The sequence below is a fragment of the Alishewanella sp. WH16-1 genome (assembly GCF_001441695.1).
Classification (GTDB): Bacteria; Pseudomonadota; Gammaproteobacteria; order Enterobacterales; family Alteromonadaceae; genus Alishewanella; species Alishewanella agri.
Genome location: NZ_LCWL01000078.1, coordinates 29672 through 44203, shown reverse-complemented (window position 1 = coordinate 44203; position 14532 = coordinate 29672). Strand labels below are relative to the sequence as shown.

The 14532-nt window shown below is 50.7% G+C and carries 16 protein-coding genes; 2 read left to right on the top strand and 14 right to left on the bottom strand.

Going from position 1 to position 14532, the window contains the following annotated elements; translation table 11 throughout:
• Positions 1–17: 17 nt before the first annotated feature.
• The 4 genes from AAY72_RS07355 to yjjX form a co-directional block, all read right to left on the bottom strand.
• On the bottom strand, positions 18–866 hold the full coding sequence (locus tag AAY72_RS07355; protein WP_057786430.1) for an FHA domain-containing protein: 849 nt from the start codon (positions 864–866) through the stop codon (positions 18–20).
• 6 nt (positions 867–872) lie between these two features.
• On the bottom strand, positions 873–1688 hold the full coding sequence (locus AAY72_RS07350) for a DUF6689 family protein (RefSeq protein WP_156411297.1): 816 nt from the start codon (positions 1686–1688) through the stop codon (positions 873–875).
• A 202-nt stretch (positions 1689–1890) separates the two neighbouring features.
• Positions 1891–4359 carry a S8 family serine peptidase gene (locus AAY72_RS07345; protein ID WP_057786426.1) on the bottom strand — a complete coding sequence of 823 codons (2469 nt, stop codon included), beginning with the start codon at positions 4357–4359 and terminating at the stop codon, positions 1891–1893.
• Positions 4360–4523: 164 nt separating this feature from the next.
• Positions 4524–5039, bottom strand: a complete 516-nt coding sequence (yjjX, locus tag AAY72_RS07340; RefSeq protein WP_057786425.1) for an inosine/xanthosine triphosphatase — start codon at positions 5037–5039, stop codon at positions 4524–4526.
• Positions 5040–5100: 61 nt separating this feature from the next.
• On the opposite strand from yjjX, the gene AAY72_RS07335 reads away from it, so the two are divergent.
• Positions 5101–5622, top strand: a complete 522-nt coding sequence (locus AAY72_RS07335; protein ID WP_057786423.1) for a hypothetical protein — start codon at positions 5101–5103, stop codon at positions 5620–5622.
• Here AAY72_RS07335 and AAY72_RS16515 read toward each other — a convergent pair.
• From AAY72_RS16515 to ilvG, 5 genes are all read right to left on the bottom strand, one after another.
• Entirely contained in the window at positions 5556–5774 is a 219-nt protein-coding gene (locus tag AAY72_RS16515) for a ribosome alternative rescue factor ArfA (protein WP_082628960.1), read from the bottom strand. The genes AAY72_RS07335 and AAY72_RS16515 overlap by 67 nt on opposite strands.
• A 105-nt stretch (positions 5775–5879) precedes the next feature.
• Entirely contained in the window at positions 5880–7454 is a 1575-nt protein-coding gene (ilvA, locus tag AAY72_RS07330; protein ID WP_057786421.1) for a threonine ammonia-lyase, biosynthetic, read from the bottom strand.
• On the bottom strand, positions 7454–9304 hold the full coding sequence (ilvD, locus tag AAY72_RS07325) for a dihydroxy-acid dehydratase (protein WP_057786419.1): 1851 nt from the start codon (positions 9302–9304) through the stop codon (positions 7454–7456). The genes ilvA and ilvD overlap by 1 nt, the downstream gene beginning before the upstream one ends.
• A 39-nt stretch (positions 9305–9343) precedes the next feature.
• Positions 9344–9598: an acetolactate synthase 2 small subunit gene (ilvM, locus tag AAY72_RS07320; RefSeq protein WP_008606405.1), complete on the bottom strand. Its 255-nt coding sequence runs from the start codon at positions 9596–9598 to the stop codon at positions 9344–9346.
• Entirely contained in the window at positions 9598–11244 is a 1647-nt protein-coding gene (ilvG, locus tag AAY72_RS07315; RefSeq protein WP_057786417.1) for an acetolactate synthase 2 catalytic subunit, read from the bottom strand. Before ilvG ends, ilvM begins: the two co-directional genes overlap by 1 nt.
• Before the next feature lie 401 nt (positions 11245–11645).
• Between ilvG and AAY72_RS07310 the strand changes: the two genes are divergently transcribed.
• Positions 11646–11888 carry a DUF1289 domain-containing protein gene (locus tag AAY72_RS07310; protein ID WP_057786415.1) on the top strand — a complete coding sequence of 81 codons (243 nt, stop codon included), beginning with the start codon at positions 11646–11648 and terminating at the stop codon, positions 11886–11888.
• On the opposite strand, the gene AAY72_RS07305 is transcribed toward AAY72_RS07310, so the two are convergent.
• The 5 genes from AAY72_RS07305 to AAY72_RS07285 all read right to left on the bottom strand — a co-directional run bounded on the left by AAY72_RS07305 (position 11885) and on the right by AAY72_RS07285 (position 14523).
• The gene (locus tag AAY72_RS07305) at positions 11885–12127 is read right to left on the bottom strand and encodes a GlsB/YeaQ/YmgE family stress response membrane protein (RefSeq protein WP_057786412.1); all 243 of its coding nucleotides are present in this window, start codon (positions 12125–12127) and stop codon (positions 11885–11887) included. The genes AAY72_RS07310 and AAY72_RS07305 overlap by 4 nt on opposite strands.
• Positions 12128–12220: 93 nt before the next feature.
• A complete protein-coding gene (locus tag AAY72_RS07300) occupies positions 12221–12898 on the bottom strand; it encodes a GNA1162 family protein (protein WP_008984886.1) in 678 nt (225 codons plus the stop codon).
• The gene (locus AAY72_RS07295) at positions 12895–13260 is read right to left on the bottom strand and encodes a DUF4810 domain-containing protein (RefSeq protein WP_057786410.1); all 366 of its coding nucleotides are present in this window, start codon (positions 13258–13260) and stop codon (positions 12895–12897) included. The genes AAY72_RS07300 and AAY72_RS07295 overlap by 4 nt, the downstream gene beginning before the upstream one ends.
• A complete protein-coding gene (locus tag AAY72_RS07290; RefSeq protein WP_008984888.1) occupies positions 13257–13574 on the bottom strand; it encodes a hypothetical protein in 318 nt (105 codons plus the stop codon). The genes AAY72_RS07295 and AAY72_RS07290 overlap by 4 nt, the downstream gene beginning before the upstream one ends.
• A gap of 1 nt (position 13575) precedes the next feature.
• Positions 13576–14523 (bottom strand): CsgG/HfaB family protein, encoded by a 948-nt coding sequence (locus AAY72_RS07285; protein WP_057786408.1) that lies wholly within the window; start codon positions 14521–14523, stop codon positions 13576–13578.
• Between the last annotated feature and the right edge of the window lie 9 nt (positions 14524–14532).

The following is a 14532-nucleotide window of genomic DNA, read 5'->3' as shown; positions in this document are numbered from 1 at the left end:
CTCAATACTAATGCTTTTTAGGTGGCTTGCCGACTATTTACGGTGATTTTTTGCAGAGACTGTTCCAGTTGTTGGCTTAACACACATAAACCAACATTATTTACTAATGCCTGTAACAGCTCCACGTCTAATTGTGACAAAAACTTACTCGGCTGCTGGCTATCAATATAAAACACGCCCACCACCTGCTGCTGGAGCCGCAACGGAAAACAGGCAATTGCCGATAAGCGCTTTAATTTTACGCTGGTGCGCTGCGACAAAGCCTGATGCTGTGAAATATCGTTGGCGATAATAGTGGCTCCGCTTAACGCACTTTGCACTGCGCCTAAACTGCCAAAAAACCCTGGCTGGGCCAGGTGGCTGTTACTGACTCCGGCGGTACACACTAGGCGCAAGGATAACACGTCTTCACCGAGCAACACCGCAGCGCGTTCCATCTGGCAAAGTGTTAAGGCATCGCTTAGCAGCTGATTCACTTCGGTAACCAAGGCCGTATCAGCCTGCTGCTTTATCATTTGCAATTGCTGCCGACGCCATTGTTCTAACTGGCGCTGTTGTTGCAATTGCTGCTCTGCCAAAGTCTGAAACAGTACCGGCACGTTGCCCACCAGCACCACGCTACCATCTTCCAACAGGCAGCTTTGCTGCTGTAAACCATTAGTACGCAGCCCATTAACGCTGTTTAGATCAGTCAGCATCCACAGGTGTTCAGTACAGCGCAATTGCGCATGCTGTCTGGATACCGAGGGTTCCGCGATCACGATATCATTATCTGCAGCACGCCCTATGGTGTAGGCCGTTTGCCCCGCCAACACAAATTGGTCGGCGGCGCGCTGTGGTGTTATCACGGTCAGTTGGGCCTGCATAGCTTATTACAGCGCCAAACGTAATGAATAGGCCAGGGTTTCCGACGCTGCAGCCAGCATACCCGCCACATTATCGATATCACGGGCAGAGCGCCACACATCCGGTAACTCGCCGGCACCGGCATTACTGATTAACAGCTGCGTTTGTTTTAACTCAGCTAAAGCGGCTTTATAACGCCCCGCCACGACATCAGTTCTCACTGAGTCAATGCTGCGTTGCAAAGCAACCAGTAACTCGGGCGCAATCTGACTGGCAAACTGATCCAGCATGGCTTCCAGTTTTTGTGCTTTTTGCTGCACAACCTGAGTCACCGGGCGTAAATCCGCAACAATAATAAAGTCTGATAAATTACCCATTTGGCCTCTGGCCCGAATACTGCCTGCGCCAGTGGCTATGGTGATATCTTCAAAAGCACCACCTGCATGGGATTTATACAGACGTAATGGCGTATTCACACTGTATTGCAGATTGTGGGTATGCAACTCAATGGTAATAGGGCCCGAAAAACTAAAGCCACTGTTCGCCAGCGGGTCAATACGCACAACTAAAGGGAATGCGGCCTGCTGCTTTATTAAGCTATCAGGTAAACGGCTTTTCACATCCAGCGACAGAGGATCGGCCAGATAGCCGCTGATATTCAGGTTTTTCGCACTTAACCCCATTACATTTTCAAATTTCAGGGTAACATCCACTTCGAAGCCACCGGGAAGGGTAATGGTGGTCTCGGCAGTGTTTCCGCTGATATGCACTGGGAATGTCGAAGCGTTAAGCGTCAGACTGGTCAACAACAGGGCGGCGCCCATCAACATCGTTCTTAACATAATCACTCCATCCTGAATTCGGCTAGCCAAGCATCATAGCATTGGTCAATTAACAAACAACATACTGCAGTAATGATTTCGAGAATAGAATAGGGGATAACCCCTACTTGTCGCAGTAGCCCGTACTTTTTAGCCGTACAAAACAAAAACAAGCAACCCAAGTTGCCTGTTTTGTGTAAATGTTAAATTACACTAGTGTGATTTATAGATAGTAATCTGATAACGCACCGGCTGATACCGCATACTCAGCACGCTTCACCTCTCGGTTAGGTTCAAAGTAAGCTGCCAGTTTTGGCTCCAGATCAAAGGGGCCTTGTTCAACAGCAAAGCGAACGTTCATCAAACTCAGTTCCAACGCCAGTTGCACATGACCACGCATAGCTGCTGGGATCTGAGCGCTGTCTCTGACAGGTACTCGCTGACCGCGATAGTCAACCGTCAGGTTGCCGGTAAAGCTTCTCGCTTGTTGTTCCAAGCCAAGTGACTGTACCATGGCATAAGCCAACACATCGCGAGTTACCGAGCCGGCATCATTAAACTTACCATTTTGCAATGGTAACACCGCGCTTTGCTGTTGCTGGCGATCTTTAAGGGCGCCACCTGTTGCTAAAACTGCGTCCACGAAAGGTCTGATCGCATCGGCAATCTTATCGCTGGTGTTAACCACTGGCTCATTTAAATGCGGCCGGTATTGCCGGACAGCAGCTCCCATCACCAGATACTTCGCCAAATCGCCGCGTTTTAACGCGTGATCGGGTCTGAATACCTTGCTATTAAAGCTATCCAGTAAGCGCTCACTGACGGCATATTGGATGGCATTTTCCGCTGGGTGTCCCTGAATATCATTTAAACCCGTGTAGCCATCGGAGGCTAAAAAGCTGATGGCGCCGGATACAAATTCTGGCGCACCTGGCCCGTTGGTTACACCCAGTGGATCAGGTGTGACTCCAGCAAGAGAGGTTAAGCCAAAGATGGACAGTTTCCAGGTACCTGGCACTGCCGGCGCGGATACCTTAGTCACATTGCTTAGCACCGGCGTCGACAAACTACCAAAGTAAACTTCTCCAGTCGGGCTGGTCAATTTCAGTTTTACGGTATTAGCCAAAGGCCTAGCCGATGCCAGGATCCGGGTTACCCCTTCTGCGACCTCAAAACTAAACTCTTCTGTTTCGCCGATTGGCGAGAAGAATAGTTCAAAGGGTAACTCATCACCGGCCGGACGAATTAATGCATTAGCATTAAAGGTATTGATACTATTCACCGTAGCACGGTAACCCTCTTTTTCACCAAGTGCTGCAGCTATAGCAGCATGCGCATTAACATAACCGGCGCCAACTTCAAACGCCTCATAACCCGGCATATTGGTTGCGGTTTCCTGCAAGATCCGTTTCACGTCCAGTGGTTGCAGGTTTGGATTTGCCTCTAACATCATGGCGATAATTCCGGAAACATGCGGAGTTGCCATCGAGGTACCTGAGATCATGGTGTAAAAGGGTAAGTATTCTGATTCTATAACGCCAACATCGGCAGCACCACCATTGGCGGCCAGATTGGTTTTAGCACGGCTGGATATAATATCAACCCCAGGGGCTACCACTGTCACTTCATTGCGGTAGGTCCAGGCAGAGCCATCCGGCATGGTGAAATCACCCGTTTCAAAGCGTGAACCGCGCGAGGAGAAGCCAATTAAGTCACCACTCTTGGTACCAGCGCCCACCGAAATCCCCCAGGGAATTTGCGCATAAGGGTTATGCGTATCTTCACCTGGCCCCGAGTTCCCTGCTGCAAATACGGTTAAAATGCCCAGTTTGTAGGCTTTGTAAGAGGCCACATTAATTGGATTATCCGGCTCAAATTTACCGCTGCTTCCCCAAGAGTTGGTGATCACTCGGATTGGGCTTCTAAAATCAAACATGCGGGTGATGGCGTAGTCAAAACCACCTAGTGCATCCAGAATAGCAATACCGCCACCCGAGCCATAGCCAACCAGATCCGCATGCACTGCCGCCCCTTTATATTTACCATCAGAGTGGCTACCAAAGCCAGCAACAGTCCCCGCAACATGGGTACCATGCCCAGAGTTGAGGTCGGTATTAAGCTGATTTTCAATCCAGGTGCCAGACACGCCGGTTAAGCGTAAGGCCTGAGCATGCGTTAAGGCTTGCGCGTTTTGCACGACTTTAGTGCCATAAGCCAAATCATCTAAAGTAGCGTCGATACCCGAGTCATGTACCAATACCGTTACACCTTTACCGGTATAGGTCAGGCCATTACGATCACGATAAGCTTGCGATTGTACACGCTCGACGCCAGTAAGCTCACGCGCTTCGGCATTAAAATATTGTAATTGCCGGTTTAAAAACACTGAGCGGACATCAGGCATCGTACTGATTTGGTTGATTTGTGCAGCATTCACCAGCACACCAATCATCGGCAGAGACTTAAATTGCACACCTTGGGTAATGCCCAGATCCATCAATCGCTGTACCTGATCGGTGCTAAGCGGGTCCAGCTGGTCGAATGTCACAACAACCATCAGCTGTTCAGCAGCTGGTAGTGTTTGCAATTTCTCTGTGAGCTGTGAGCCGATTACCGCCTGAGCGGCACTGGACAATGAAAAACCGGCAAGGGCCACAGTAAGTAAGGTATTAGTAAGTTTACGGTAGAGCATAGGGTTCTCCTGGTTGAGTCTATGTTGTGTCTGGTGCACAACCTTGACTGCACTTTGCCCCCAAGCACTTTTCAGATCTATCAGGCTTACCCCTTACTTTACTGGGGAAAAACCCCCAGACGGACAGATGCCAGCTTCATTTGGCACTGTCACAGCCTCGTTTTTTAAAACCAGTCCGGATTTAAAAATGGGATTAATGCCAGCGTCAACGCCTGCTGATAAACACCACTGCGACTTAACCGGTTCTGGGTTAATAAACCTATAGCGCCACCAGCCTGTTTAATATTCTGGGTGCCAAATAGCTCGTCCATCACATCGCCCAGCTCCTGGCCCTGTTCCAGCGCCTGCAGCGCCGCCTTGGGTAACATTAAACTGGCCGAACGCGCCTTACCGAGCTTGCCCTGATGTTCAATTAGCATCCAGGCAAAGGTCATCTCACCATCCAAACCGGCCTCTATGGCCACATAAAAATCGGCTGCGCCCTGCTGCTTTAACGCCATTAGGCGGTTTTTCGCTCCGGCATAAGTTTCTTCGCTACTCAGCGGCTGCTCAGCAACACCGGACGGCACGCTAATACCGAGCACCGCAATTGCTTGCTCAGGGAAATTCACCTGAAAACACTGCTCAACCGCCCTGATCTTGGCCGGATTGGCTGAAGCGACTAATATTTGCCAAGTCATAATTTAACCTTTATGGTAATTTTTGAACGCATTTTAACATATGACTTTTTCAGGGGCAGTTATGCCAGCGCAATCCTATCAGGAACAGCAGAGTTTTCGTTATACCTGGGGCTACTGGATATGTCTGGCTATCACAGTGCTCTTCGCCTATGGCTGTTGGCAACAATTTTTTTTGCAGCAACCCTTTGGCGATAAACCGGCACCGGATCTACTACTACTGATGTTATCTCTGCTGCTACTGTCCTTGGTTGCGGTATTGCACTTTTCCAGTTTACAGCTGCGGCTTGAGCAAGATGGTCTGGCAGTAAGATTTACGCCTTTTTTCTGGCGCTGGCGTCAACATCAGTGGCATGAAATACAAAGCTGCGATGTCGTAACCTACCGGCCCTTAGGTGATTACGGCGGCTGGGGGATCCGCGGTTCAAAACATAACCGCTGTTATAACGTTGCAGGCAATCAAGGGCTACAAATCAGGTTAAAAAATGGCGCCAGCTTACTGATCGGTACGCAGCAGGCTCAACCTATCCAGAGTTGGTTAGATACTTTCTTGCAAGCTAAGGCCGCAGAAACAACAAGGGCGTAATCTTTCGAGTTACGCCCTTTTCTGTTGTAGGAGCCTTTGCCCTTTTTCGCTTTTACCACCCGGGGTTGAAACAGCTTACTGGTCACTAAGGCTTTTAGTGCATTGTCGCGAATTTCCCCGCGGCCATGCTCGGTTGCCGCTTGCTTACTCATTATTGCTCTCCTGTATAAAAACGCGCGCAGTCTAACTGCACGCTTAGGTTAACACAATAGTGATAAGTTCAATTTATATACAGCGCTCTGCTGTGCTAAAGGGATCTAGGGCTGAGCAGCGGTTAAAAACGCCTGATAGCTACTATTATCCGTCACCAGCCGATATTCATAACCGAGATTATCCAGATAGCCGGCGATAGCACTGTGCTCTGCCACTTCAAACCCGGCCAGTACGTCGCCGGTAGCGGCACCATGGTTGCGGTAGTGAAACAACGTAATATTCCAGTGTTCACCCAGCGTATTCAGGAAATTCATCAGTGCCCCAGGATATTCCGGGAAGTTAAACTGATACACCTGCTCCTGCAACTGCCGTGGCGGCATACCACCGACCATATGCCTTACATGCAGCTTGGCCAGTTCATCGTCCGACAGATCCAGATACTGATAACCGGCCTCGGTCAGTGCCTTTTTCACCGTATTCAGCTCCGTTTCACCATGGCGCAATTTAATGCCGACAAAGATCTGCGCTTTATGCTCGCTGGCATAACGGTAGTTAAATTCGGTAATGGCGCGGCCACCCAAGGTTTGGCAAAAACGGCGGAAACTGCCTTTTTCCTCCGGGATGGTTACCGCAAACACCGCTTCTTTTTTCTCGCCCAGCTCACAGCGCTCGGAGACATAGCGCAGCGTATCAAAGTTAAGATTGGCGCCACTAAGCACAGCGGCATAATGCTGCGGCCGCGGTAAGGTGCTGTTTCTTAACAGCTGACTATATTTCTTGAGCCCAGCAAGGGCCAAAGCACCGGCCGGCTCGGCCACGGCCCGTAAATCATCAAAGATATCTTTGATGGCAGCACAGATTTCATCGCTGCTTACCGTGACCACCTCATCGCAAAACCGTTTGGCCAGATTAAAGTTTTCGCTGCCAATCCGCTTTACTGCCACCCCATCGGCAAATAATCCCACCCGCGGCAAGGTCACCGGCTCACCCGCTGCCAGCGCAGCCTTTAAGCAGGCGGCATCTTCCGGCTCTACACCAATGACTTTGACATGAGGCTGAATGGCTTTGATATAGACCGCCATCCCCGCCATCAGGCCACCACCACCCACCGGAATAAAGACGGCATCCAGGCGGTTATGCTGGCTTAGCAGCTCCTTGGCCACGGTGCCCTGGCCAGCAATCACATCAGCATCGTCAAAGGGCGGAATATAGATGGCGCCTTCGGTTTGCGCTTTTTGCATCGCAAAGCTGTTGGCTTCATCAAAGGCGGTACCATGTAGCACCACCTTGCCACCTAAGGCCCGCACTGCGGCTACTTTAATTTCCGGCGTAGTGATCGGCATCACTATGGTTGCGTCCAGACCTAATTTCGCGGCGGACAGCGCCACACCCTGGGCATGGTTACCGGCCGACGCGCAAATCACTTTGGCATCAGGCTGCTGTTGCTGCACTTTATGCAGTTTATGGAAGGCGCCGCGCAGTTTAAAGGAATAAACCGGCTGCTTATCTTCCCGCTTTAACAGCACCTGCTGCCCAAGGCGGGCGCTTAACTTATGCATGTCATCCAGCGGCGTTTCTACCGCCGCCTGATACACCGGCGACAACAGAATTTCCCGCAGATAGTGCTGCATCACCTCAGCATCGCTGCTGTCGGTTGCTGCCCGTGCCAGATTATCCATTACTGCTCCAGTTTTGACAGATCGCGTACCGCACCTTGGTCGGCACTGCTGGCTAATAACGCATAAGCCTTTAACGCGGCGCTGACCACACGCTGGCGGTTTTCCGGTTTCCAGGCTTTACTGCCCTTGGCTTGCATCGCGGCGCGGCGACTGGCTAATACTTCGTCACTGACAGCAATGGCAATTTTGCGGTTGGGAATATCAATCTCTATCCGATCACCCTCTTCGACCAGCGCGATAGCGCCGCCGCTGGCGGCTTCCGGTGACACATGACCAATCGATAAGCCTGAGGTACCACCCGAGAAACGACCGTCAGTGATCAGCGCACAGGCTTTGCCCAGCCCCATTGATTTTAAATAACTGGTTGGATACAACATTTCCTGCATCCCCGGGCCACCTTTGGGCCCCTCGTAGCGGATAATGACGGCATCACCGGCCACGACCTTGCCGCCCAGAATGGCGGCAACAGCGTCATCCTGACTTTCAAAAACACGGGCACGGCCATTAAAAACCAAACACTCTTCGTCAACACCTGCCGTTTTAACAATACAGCCATTCGGAGCCAAATTACCAAACAGTACGGCTAAGCCCCCATCCTGTGAATAAGCATGCGCCTTATCACGGATACAGCCTCCGGCCCGATCATCATCTAATGACGGGTAACGGCAATTTTGCGAAAACGCCTGAGTAGTGCGGATCCCGGCCGGACCGGCCAGGTAAAACTGTTTTACCTGCTGATCAGTAGTGGTTTTAATATCCCACTTCGCCAACACCTCAGCCAGTGAGCTACCGGCAACATGCGGCGTATTGGGGTTTAGCAAACCGGCGCGGTTCAGCTCCGCCAGGATAGCAATCACGCCACCGGCACGATGCACATCTTCCATATGATATTTCTGGGTAGAAGGCGCCACCTTACTCAGGTGCGGCACAATACGCGATAAGCGATCGATATCGGCCATGGTAAAGTCCACTTCAGCTTCAATAGCGGCAGCCAGTAAATGCAACACCGTATTGGTTGAACCACCCATCGCGATATCCAGCATCATGGCGTTTTCAAAGGCAACCTTATTGGCAATGCTGCGCGGTAGAGCCGTAACATCATCGTCTTGGTACCAACGCTTACACAGCTCCATAATCCGGAAACCGGCTTGTACAAACAACTCTTTGCGATCGGCATGGGTTGCCAGTAAAGAGCCATTGCCCGGCTGCGCAAGGCCCAGCGCTTCCACCAGACAGTTCATCGAGTTGGCGGTAAACATCCCCGAGCAGCTGCCGCAGGTTGGGCAGGCACTTTTTTCAATTTGCTCGCTTTGGGCATCGCTGACCTTGGGATCGGCCGCCGATACCATGGCATCAACCAGATCCAGCTTGATAATTTGATCCGAGAGTTTGGTTTTACCAGCTTCCATCGGCCCGCCGGAAACAAAGATCACCGGAATATTTAACCGCAGCGCGGCCATCAGCATACCCGGGGTGATCTTGTCACAGTTCGAGATACAGACCATGGCATCGGCACAGTGGGCGTTGACCATATATTCTACCGAGTCAGCGATCAGCTCCCGTGACGGCAGGCTGTACAACATACCGCCATGCCCCATGGCAATGCCATCATCAACCGCTATGGTATTAAATTCTTTCGCGATACCGCCGGCTTCGACAATGCTGGCGGCGACCAGCTTACCGAGATCGCGCAAATGCACATGGCCGGGTACAAATTCGACAAAGGAGTTAACCACCGCCACTATCGGCTTGCCGAAGTCGGTATCTTTTACACCGGTGGCCCGCCATAAGGCACGGGCGCCCGCCATATTACGGCCTTCGGTGACGGTAGCGGATCTGAGTTTTGGCATCTTGTTATCCTGTAAAAAGCGTAAGTCAATTAAGCACGATTAGGCACGCAGCACAGCAACATCAGCCGAAGCCAATTCCAGCTGCTGTACGTCATATAACTTCACCAGCTGACTGGTCAGTAGCGTAATGGGTTTCTCACTTTGCACTGTCAGGGTAATTTGTAAACCGGCCCGGTCAGTTAGCGGGGTCATCGCCAGACCCGCCAATTGATAACCACGATAGCGGGTTACCTGCAGTAAACGCTCTACCACGCTGGCTTCATTACGGGTGGTGATATTCAGGGTATGTTGCATTAGTTCGTCTCCGTCAGCATATCTTCGTTCGCGGCACCTGGCGGTACTAAAGGCCAGACGTTGTCTTTTTCATCGATCCGTACATGTAATAAATAAGGCCCCGGCCAGCTAAACATCGCTTCCAGCGCGCTTGCCACTTCATCTTTGCGGGTAATGGTATGGCCGGGAATGGCGAAGGCCGCTGCCAGCGCCACAAAATCCGGGTTATCCGATAAATCGGTTTCGCTATAGCGTTCATTAAAGAACAGTTGCTGCCACTGCTTCACCATGCCCAGCCGTTGGTTATCGATAATGACGATTTTCACCGGCAGCCGGAAGCGCTTGATGGTGCCCAGCTCCTGCACGTTCATCATAAAGGAGCCATCGCCACTGACGGCGATCACGGTATCTTGTGGCCGTGCCAGCTTGGCACCAATTGCCGCCGGTAAACCAAAGCCCATGGTGCCTAAGCCGCCACTGGATAAATGATTGCGCGGGCTATTAAAACGCATATGCTGCGCCACCCACATCTGATGCTGGCCCACATCGCAGCACACCACGCTGTTATCCGGCATCCGTTCACTCAGTTGTTTCAGCATAAGCGGAGCAAAAATTCGTTCACCAGGATGATCATAGCGCCAACCATATTGCTGCTTTAATTGCTGACAATGCGCCAGCCAGTCAGCGCATTGGGTGGCGGTACTGATCGCCGGCAGAATTTGCTTCATATCGCCCAGCAAGGCACAGTCGGCAAAGCGCACCTTATTAATTTCTGCCGGATCGATATCCACATGAATCACTTTGGCGTGCGGCGCAAACTTATCCAGCTTACCGGTCACCCGGTCATCAAAGCGGGCCCCCAGACAGATCAGTAAGTCAGATTGCTGCACCGCCAAATTGGCGGCCTGGGTGCCATGCATCCCCAGCATGCCCAGATAGTGCGGATTAGCCCGGGCCACCGAGCCCATACCTTTTAACGTCGTGACTGATGGCATCTCACTTTCGGCCAGAAAAGCCTGTAACTGTGGCAGCGCATCCGCCATCTGCACACCGCCGCCGATGTAGGCAATCGGCTTCTTCGCCTGTGCGATCAGCTGCCGTGCTTTGGCCGCATTAGCCAGTGAGGTCGCTAAGCGGGCAGTTGGCAGCGTTGGCCATTCGGGTTCACTGACCTCAGCCAGTTGAATATCTTTAGGAATATCAACTAATACCGGGCCAGGGCGACCACTTTGTGCCAGTCGGAAAGCTTCCTGTAACGTATGCGCCAGCTCATTGACATCGCGGACCATAAAGCTGTGCTTGGTTACGCCCAACGATAAGCCTAAAACATCGACTTCCTGAAAGGCATCGGTCCCCATCACCGCTTGTGATACCTGACCGGTAATGGCAACCAGCGGTACCGAGTCTAGCAGAGCATCAGCCAGTGAGGTAATCAGGTTGGTCGCGCCCGGGCCAGATGTCGCTAAACAGACGCCAACCTTGCCAGAAGCGCGGGCATAGCCGATAGCCGAAAAGGCGCCGCCCTGTTCATGCCGGCACAAATAGTGTTTAACCGTGCTGTGATAAATCGCATCGTAAATTGGCATAATAGCGCCGCCCGGGTAACCAAAGATGGTGTCTACCCCCTGCTGCTGTAATACCTTTAATACCAATTCTGCGCCTTTCATTTGCTGTTGCCCTTTTTGCTTGTTGCCCGAATCAATTTTAACCAGCCCTGAAACGACAAAACCCCCGGTCCTTGCAGAGCGGGGGTTTTGCTGGAAGTCGACTTAGTGTGCGCTATCGTTCCAATACACCGCCCCCGCGGAGATTAATAATCACCACGATTACGAGGACAATGATGTTCAGAACGGCTGCTAAACGCATTTAATACTCACTAACTCTTACGGTTAATTGTTGTTGCTTTAATCAAAAAGCAGATTGGCTATATTAATAGACGTCTATCTGTCCGGAGTCAACCGCTTTTTGCGGAAAAAATGACTTTTGCTGAAAATAATTAAAATTTGTGTCGCCGGCAGTGAGCCGCTAGAGTATCTGTACAGGTGTAAAACAGCAGGTCGCCACGGCCGTGGACCAACTTGAGTTATTTGAGCTACCGAACCCCTGCATTGGGGTGTGTGAGAGCAATCAACGCGGTTATTGCAAGGGCTGCCTGCGCTCGCGCGAAGAACGCTTTAACTGGCATCTGAAGCCGGCAGCAGAGCGGGCGCGTATTTTAAAACTGCTGGCGCAGCGCCGGGCAAGATTACAACAGAAGACTAATGCCGGGTTACAACCTGAGCCGCAACCCGGTTCACTGGATTTGTTCTAGGCTTTTTTCATCAGACTAATCAGATATAGCAACACCACAGCACCCACTGTTGCGGTAATCAGCGAGCCTATCAAACCAAAGGCTTTTAAACCCAAGGCACCAAATAGCATACCGCCGAGGAAGGAGCCGACGATCCCAACCACCATATTCCCCAGCACACCAAAGCCACGGCCTTTCATAATATTGCCAGCTAACCAGCCAGCGACCGCACCGATAATTAAAAACAGGATAAAGTTCATAGCATTACCTTTGTTATCATTGTCACTATCAGGGTAGCGCAAAAATCAGAAAACGCTACCCTCTATCACTGGCGAGCAACTTGGGCTTCTGCTTTAACCCTTTGTTTGGCTACTTTGGTGTTTATTCACACTTTGCATAGCTCCATCTTTACCATGCGCCTTATGGTATTTACCCACCGGCATAGTTCCCACCACAGTGGCATTCACGATGCGGGCAATCGGTACATAGTCGGTTAATGCGGTAGTAATGGCCGTTGAGATAATATCTGCAATCAGATTGCCGCTATTACCGGACGTGTTGTGTACTATCACACTATGGTAGTTCCAAAGCACTTCAGACGTTTTAGTAGACACCAGGTCAAACTCTGCCCCTACAGTGACATTGCCACCGGTGACGTAATAGTTGGTGTCCCATTGATTAATGGTGACAAACAATACCGCATCGGCATCAAACAACTGCTTAAATTTTGTCGCATCCACTTCACGCAACTGGGCACCATCGGTGATCCCTTCCTGGTTTAACAGGAAATTAGTTAACGGCAATGGCATCACATAGTAACCGGCTTCTGCAATCGGATGTGCAATGGTTGTCGAGTACAAATCAGGCGCATCGGCAGCAGTAGAATGGTTGATCGCCGGGACGACCAGAATCGACAGTGGCGGCTCTGAGTACATCTTCGGGAAAGCTTCTTGCTTAGTTACCATGGGTGACACGCAACCCACCAGCAATACTATCTGGCTTGCCAACAAGAGTTTTAGCAGCTGTTTCATTGTTTCACTTCCTTGCGTAGCGAGCTTTGCATCAGCTCAATAATCTTGCTGGACTCCGGAAATAACTGCTTTTCTTGTTCAAAATATTGCAACGCGGCGCTGACATTATTGTCTTCAGCTTCCAGCATCGCCAGCTCGGCGTAAATGCCAGGTGGAATCCGCTTATTCTTCGCGTCAGCCTGCGCAATAATATTTTGTAATTCCGCTTTATGCTTGGCGCGGGTTTCTGCTGTGGGCTCAGATTTCAGTTTATAGGCCGTTGCCGAGTAACTGCCCCAATAATAGATGCTGTTATTGTTAGCTGCGCAGGCCGTCAGTATCAGAGCAAAAACGCTGATCGTTATTATTTTTATTGCTTTCATGGCACTCTCAACTCAAAAGTATTGCCGTTTGAAACATAAATCTTGCGGTTTACCAGCAGTTTGCCGGCACGCTCAACTTTCACATTGTGACTGCCGGTTGCGAGTTGGAATTTAGCAACTTTTTCATCCTTAAAAGTAAAAGTTGCAACAGTATCCAGATTAATTGGCGCCTGCTCGTTGATAGTTAAAGTCGCACCGCTGAAATTGCCTGCAAGTTGTAGATGGGCGATATCATCGACTTGGGTTACCGTTTGGAACTGACTGCTACAGGCGCTCAGCAGCAGCGCAAATAACGCTGTGACTAAATATTTCATCTCAAACCTTCCCTTGTTCTTTTACGACTAATTGCTGCAAATCTGTACCATCCAGCGAACCGGACACCAACTGACAAACAGATAATTCGTTATCGCCCTCACCCACAAAACCGACTACCCGTAATACTGCGACATCGTTGCCAGGTAAGATAATAAATAAGCCGGTTTGCGGGTTACGCACTTGCTCTCCTTGCGTTGCAACCGCAAAGGTATCGTTTAGCTGGATCCCCTGCGACTTACCGCCGGTCATCAGGAAATTATTGCCTTGTTTACTGACCAGATAGGCTTGCCAGGGCGCATCCAATAAATTTTCGGTAATATTACTGACCAACTTAGAGATGGCAGCGGACAGGGCACGATCGTTGATCGCCGTATCATAAGCAGCGCGCTCACCGACGCCTAACACGGTATTCGCCTCAACTCTGGCTTCACCGGTCGCCTCTTCAGAGTATACAACCTGTCCGGTACGGGTGTTGATCAGGCGCACATTAACGGTCGCTGTCGCAGTTTGAATTTTGTTGCGGCTAAATACCCCGACTTCGCTATTGGTAGAGCGGCCGAATTCTGATACCGAACCTACGATTAAATAGTCTGAACCGATACTCTTAACCTCAGCACCGCTAAAGCTTTGCTCCCGCAGCACTTTGTCCAGATCAGCACGCTCCAGCATTATAAATTTCTGGGTTTCGGTAAGACGGGCAGCCAAAATATCTGACGCTTGTTTACCTAGCCGATCAGCGTTGTTATCGACTAAGAACGCATTACCTCTTTTAGTTTCATCAGAGAAACGAGCTATTGCGACTACGCGTTTTAGGCTCTTTTCTTGCGGCTGGGTCAAAGTGGCGCTGACGGCAGGCTGGCTGGTGACGGGTTTGTTCACTACTTCGCGGGTTGCGGACGTGCATGCCGCTAACGATACCAACACCAAAGGCAGAACTAATTTCTTCATTATTCCCTC

Bases quoted from the DNA above. Each gene is read 5' to 3' on its own strand.
- AAY72_RS07355 (WP_057786430.1), bottom strand. From the start codon at position 866: ATGCAGGCCCAACTGACCGTGATAACACCACAGCGCGCCGCCGACCAA.
- AAY72_RS07350 (WP_156411297.1), bottom strand. From the start codon at position 1,688: ATGTTAAGAACGATGTTGATGGGCGCCGCCCTGTTGTTGACCAGTCTG.
- AAY72_RS07345 (WP_057786426.1), bottom strand. From the start codon at position 4,359: ATGCTCTACCGTAAACTTACTAATACCTTACTTACTGTGGCCCTTGCC.
- yjjX (WP_057786425.1), bottom strand. From the start codon at position 5,039: ATGACTTGGCAAATATTAGTCGCTTCAGCCAATCCGGCCAAGATCAGG.
- AAY72_RS07335 (WP_057786423.1), top strand. From the start codon at position 5,101: ATGCCAGCGCAATCCTATCAGGAACAGCAGAGTTTTCGTTATACCTGG.
- AAY72_RS16515 (WP_082628960.1), bottom strand. From the start codon at position 5,774: ATGAGTAAGCAAGCGGCAACCGAGCATGGCCGCGGGGAAATTCGCGAC.
- ilvA (WP_057786421.1), bottom strand. From the start codon at position 7,454: ATGGATAATCTGGCACGGGCAGCAACCGACAGCAGCGATGCTGAGGTG.
- ilvD (WP_057786419.1), bottom strand. From the start codon at position 9,304: ATGCCAAAACTCAGATCCGCTACCGTCACCGAAGGCCGTAATATGGCG.
- ilvM (WP_008606405.1), bottom strand. From the start codon at position 9,598: ATGCAACATACCCTGAATATCACCACCCGTAATGAAGCCAGCGTGGTA.
- ilvG (WP_057786417.1), bottom strand. From the start codon at position 11,244: ATGAAAGGCGCAGAATTGGTATTAAAGGTATTACAGCAGCAGGGGGTA.
- AAY72_RS07305 (WP_057786412.1), bottom strand. From the start codon at position 12,127: ATGAACTTTATCCTGTTTTTAATTATCGGTGCGGTCGCTGGCTGGTTA.
- AAY72_RS07300 (WP_008984886.1), bottom strand. From the start codon at position 12,898: ATGAAACAGCTGCTAAAACTCTTGTTGGCAAGCCAGATAGTATTGCTG.
- AAY72_RS07295 (WP_057786410.1), bottom strand. From the start codon at position 13,260: ATGAAAGCAATAAAAATAATAACGATCAGCGTTTTTGCTCTGATACTG.
- AAY72_RS07290 (WP_008984888.1), bottom strand. From the start codon at position 13,574: ATGAAATATTTAGTCACAGCGTTATTTGCGCTGCTGCTGAGCGCCTGT.
- AAY72_RS07285 (WP_057786408.1), bottom strand. From the start codon at position 14,523: ATGAAGAAATTAGTTCTGCCTTTGGTGTTGGTATCGTTAGCGGCATGC.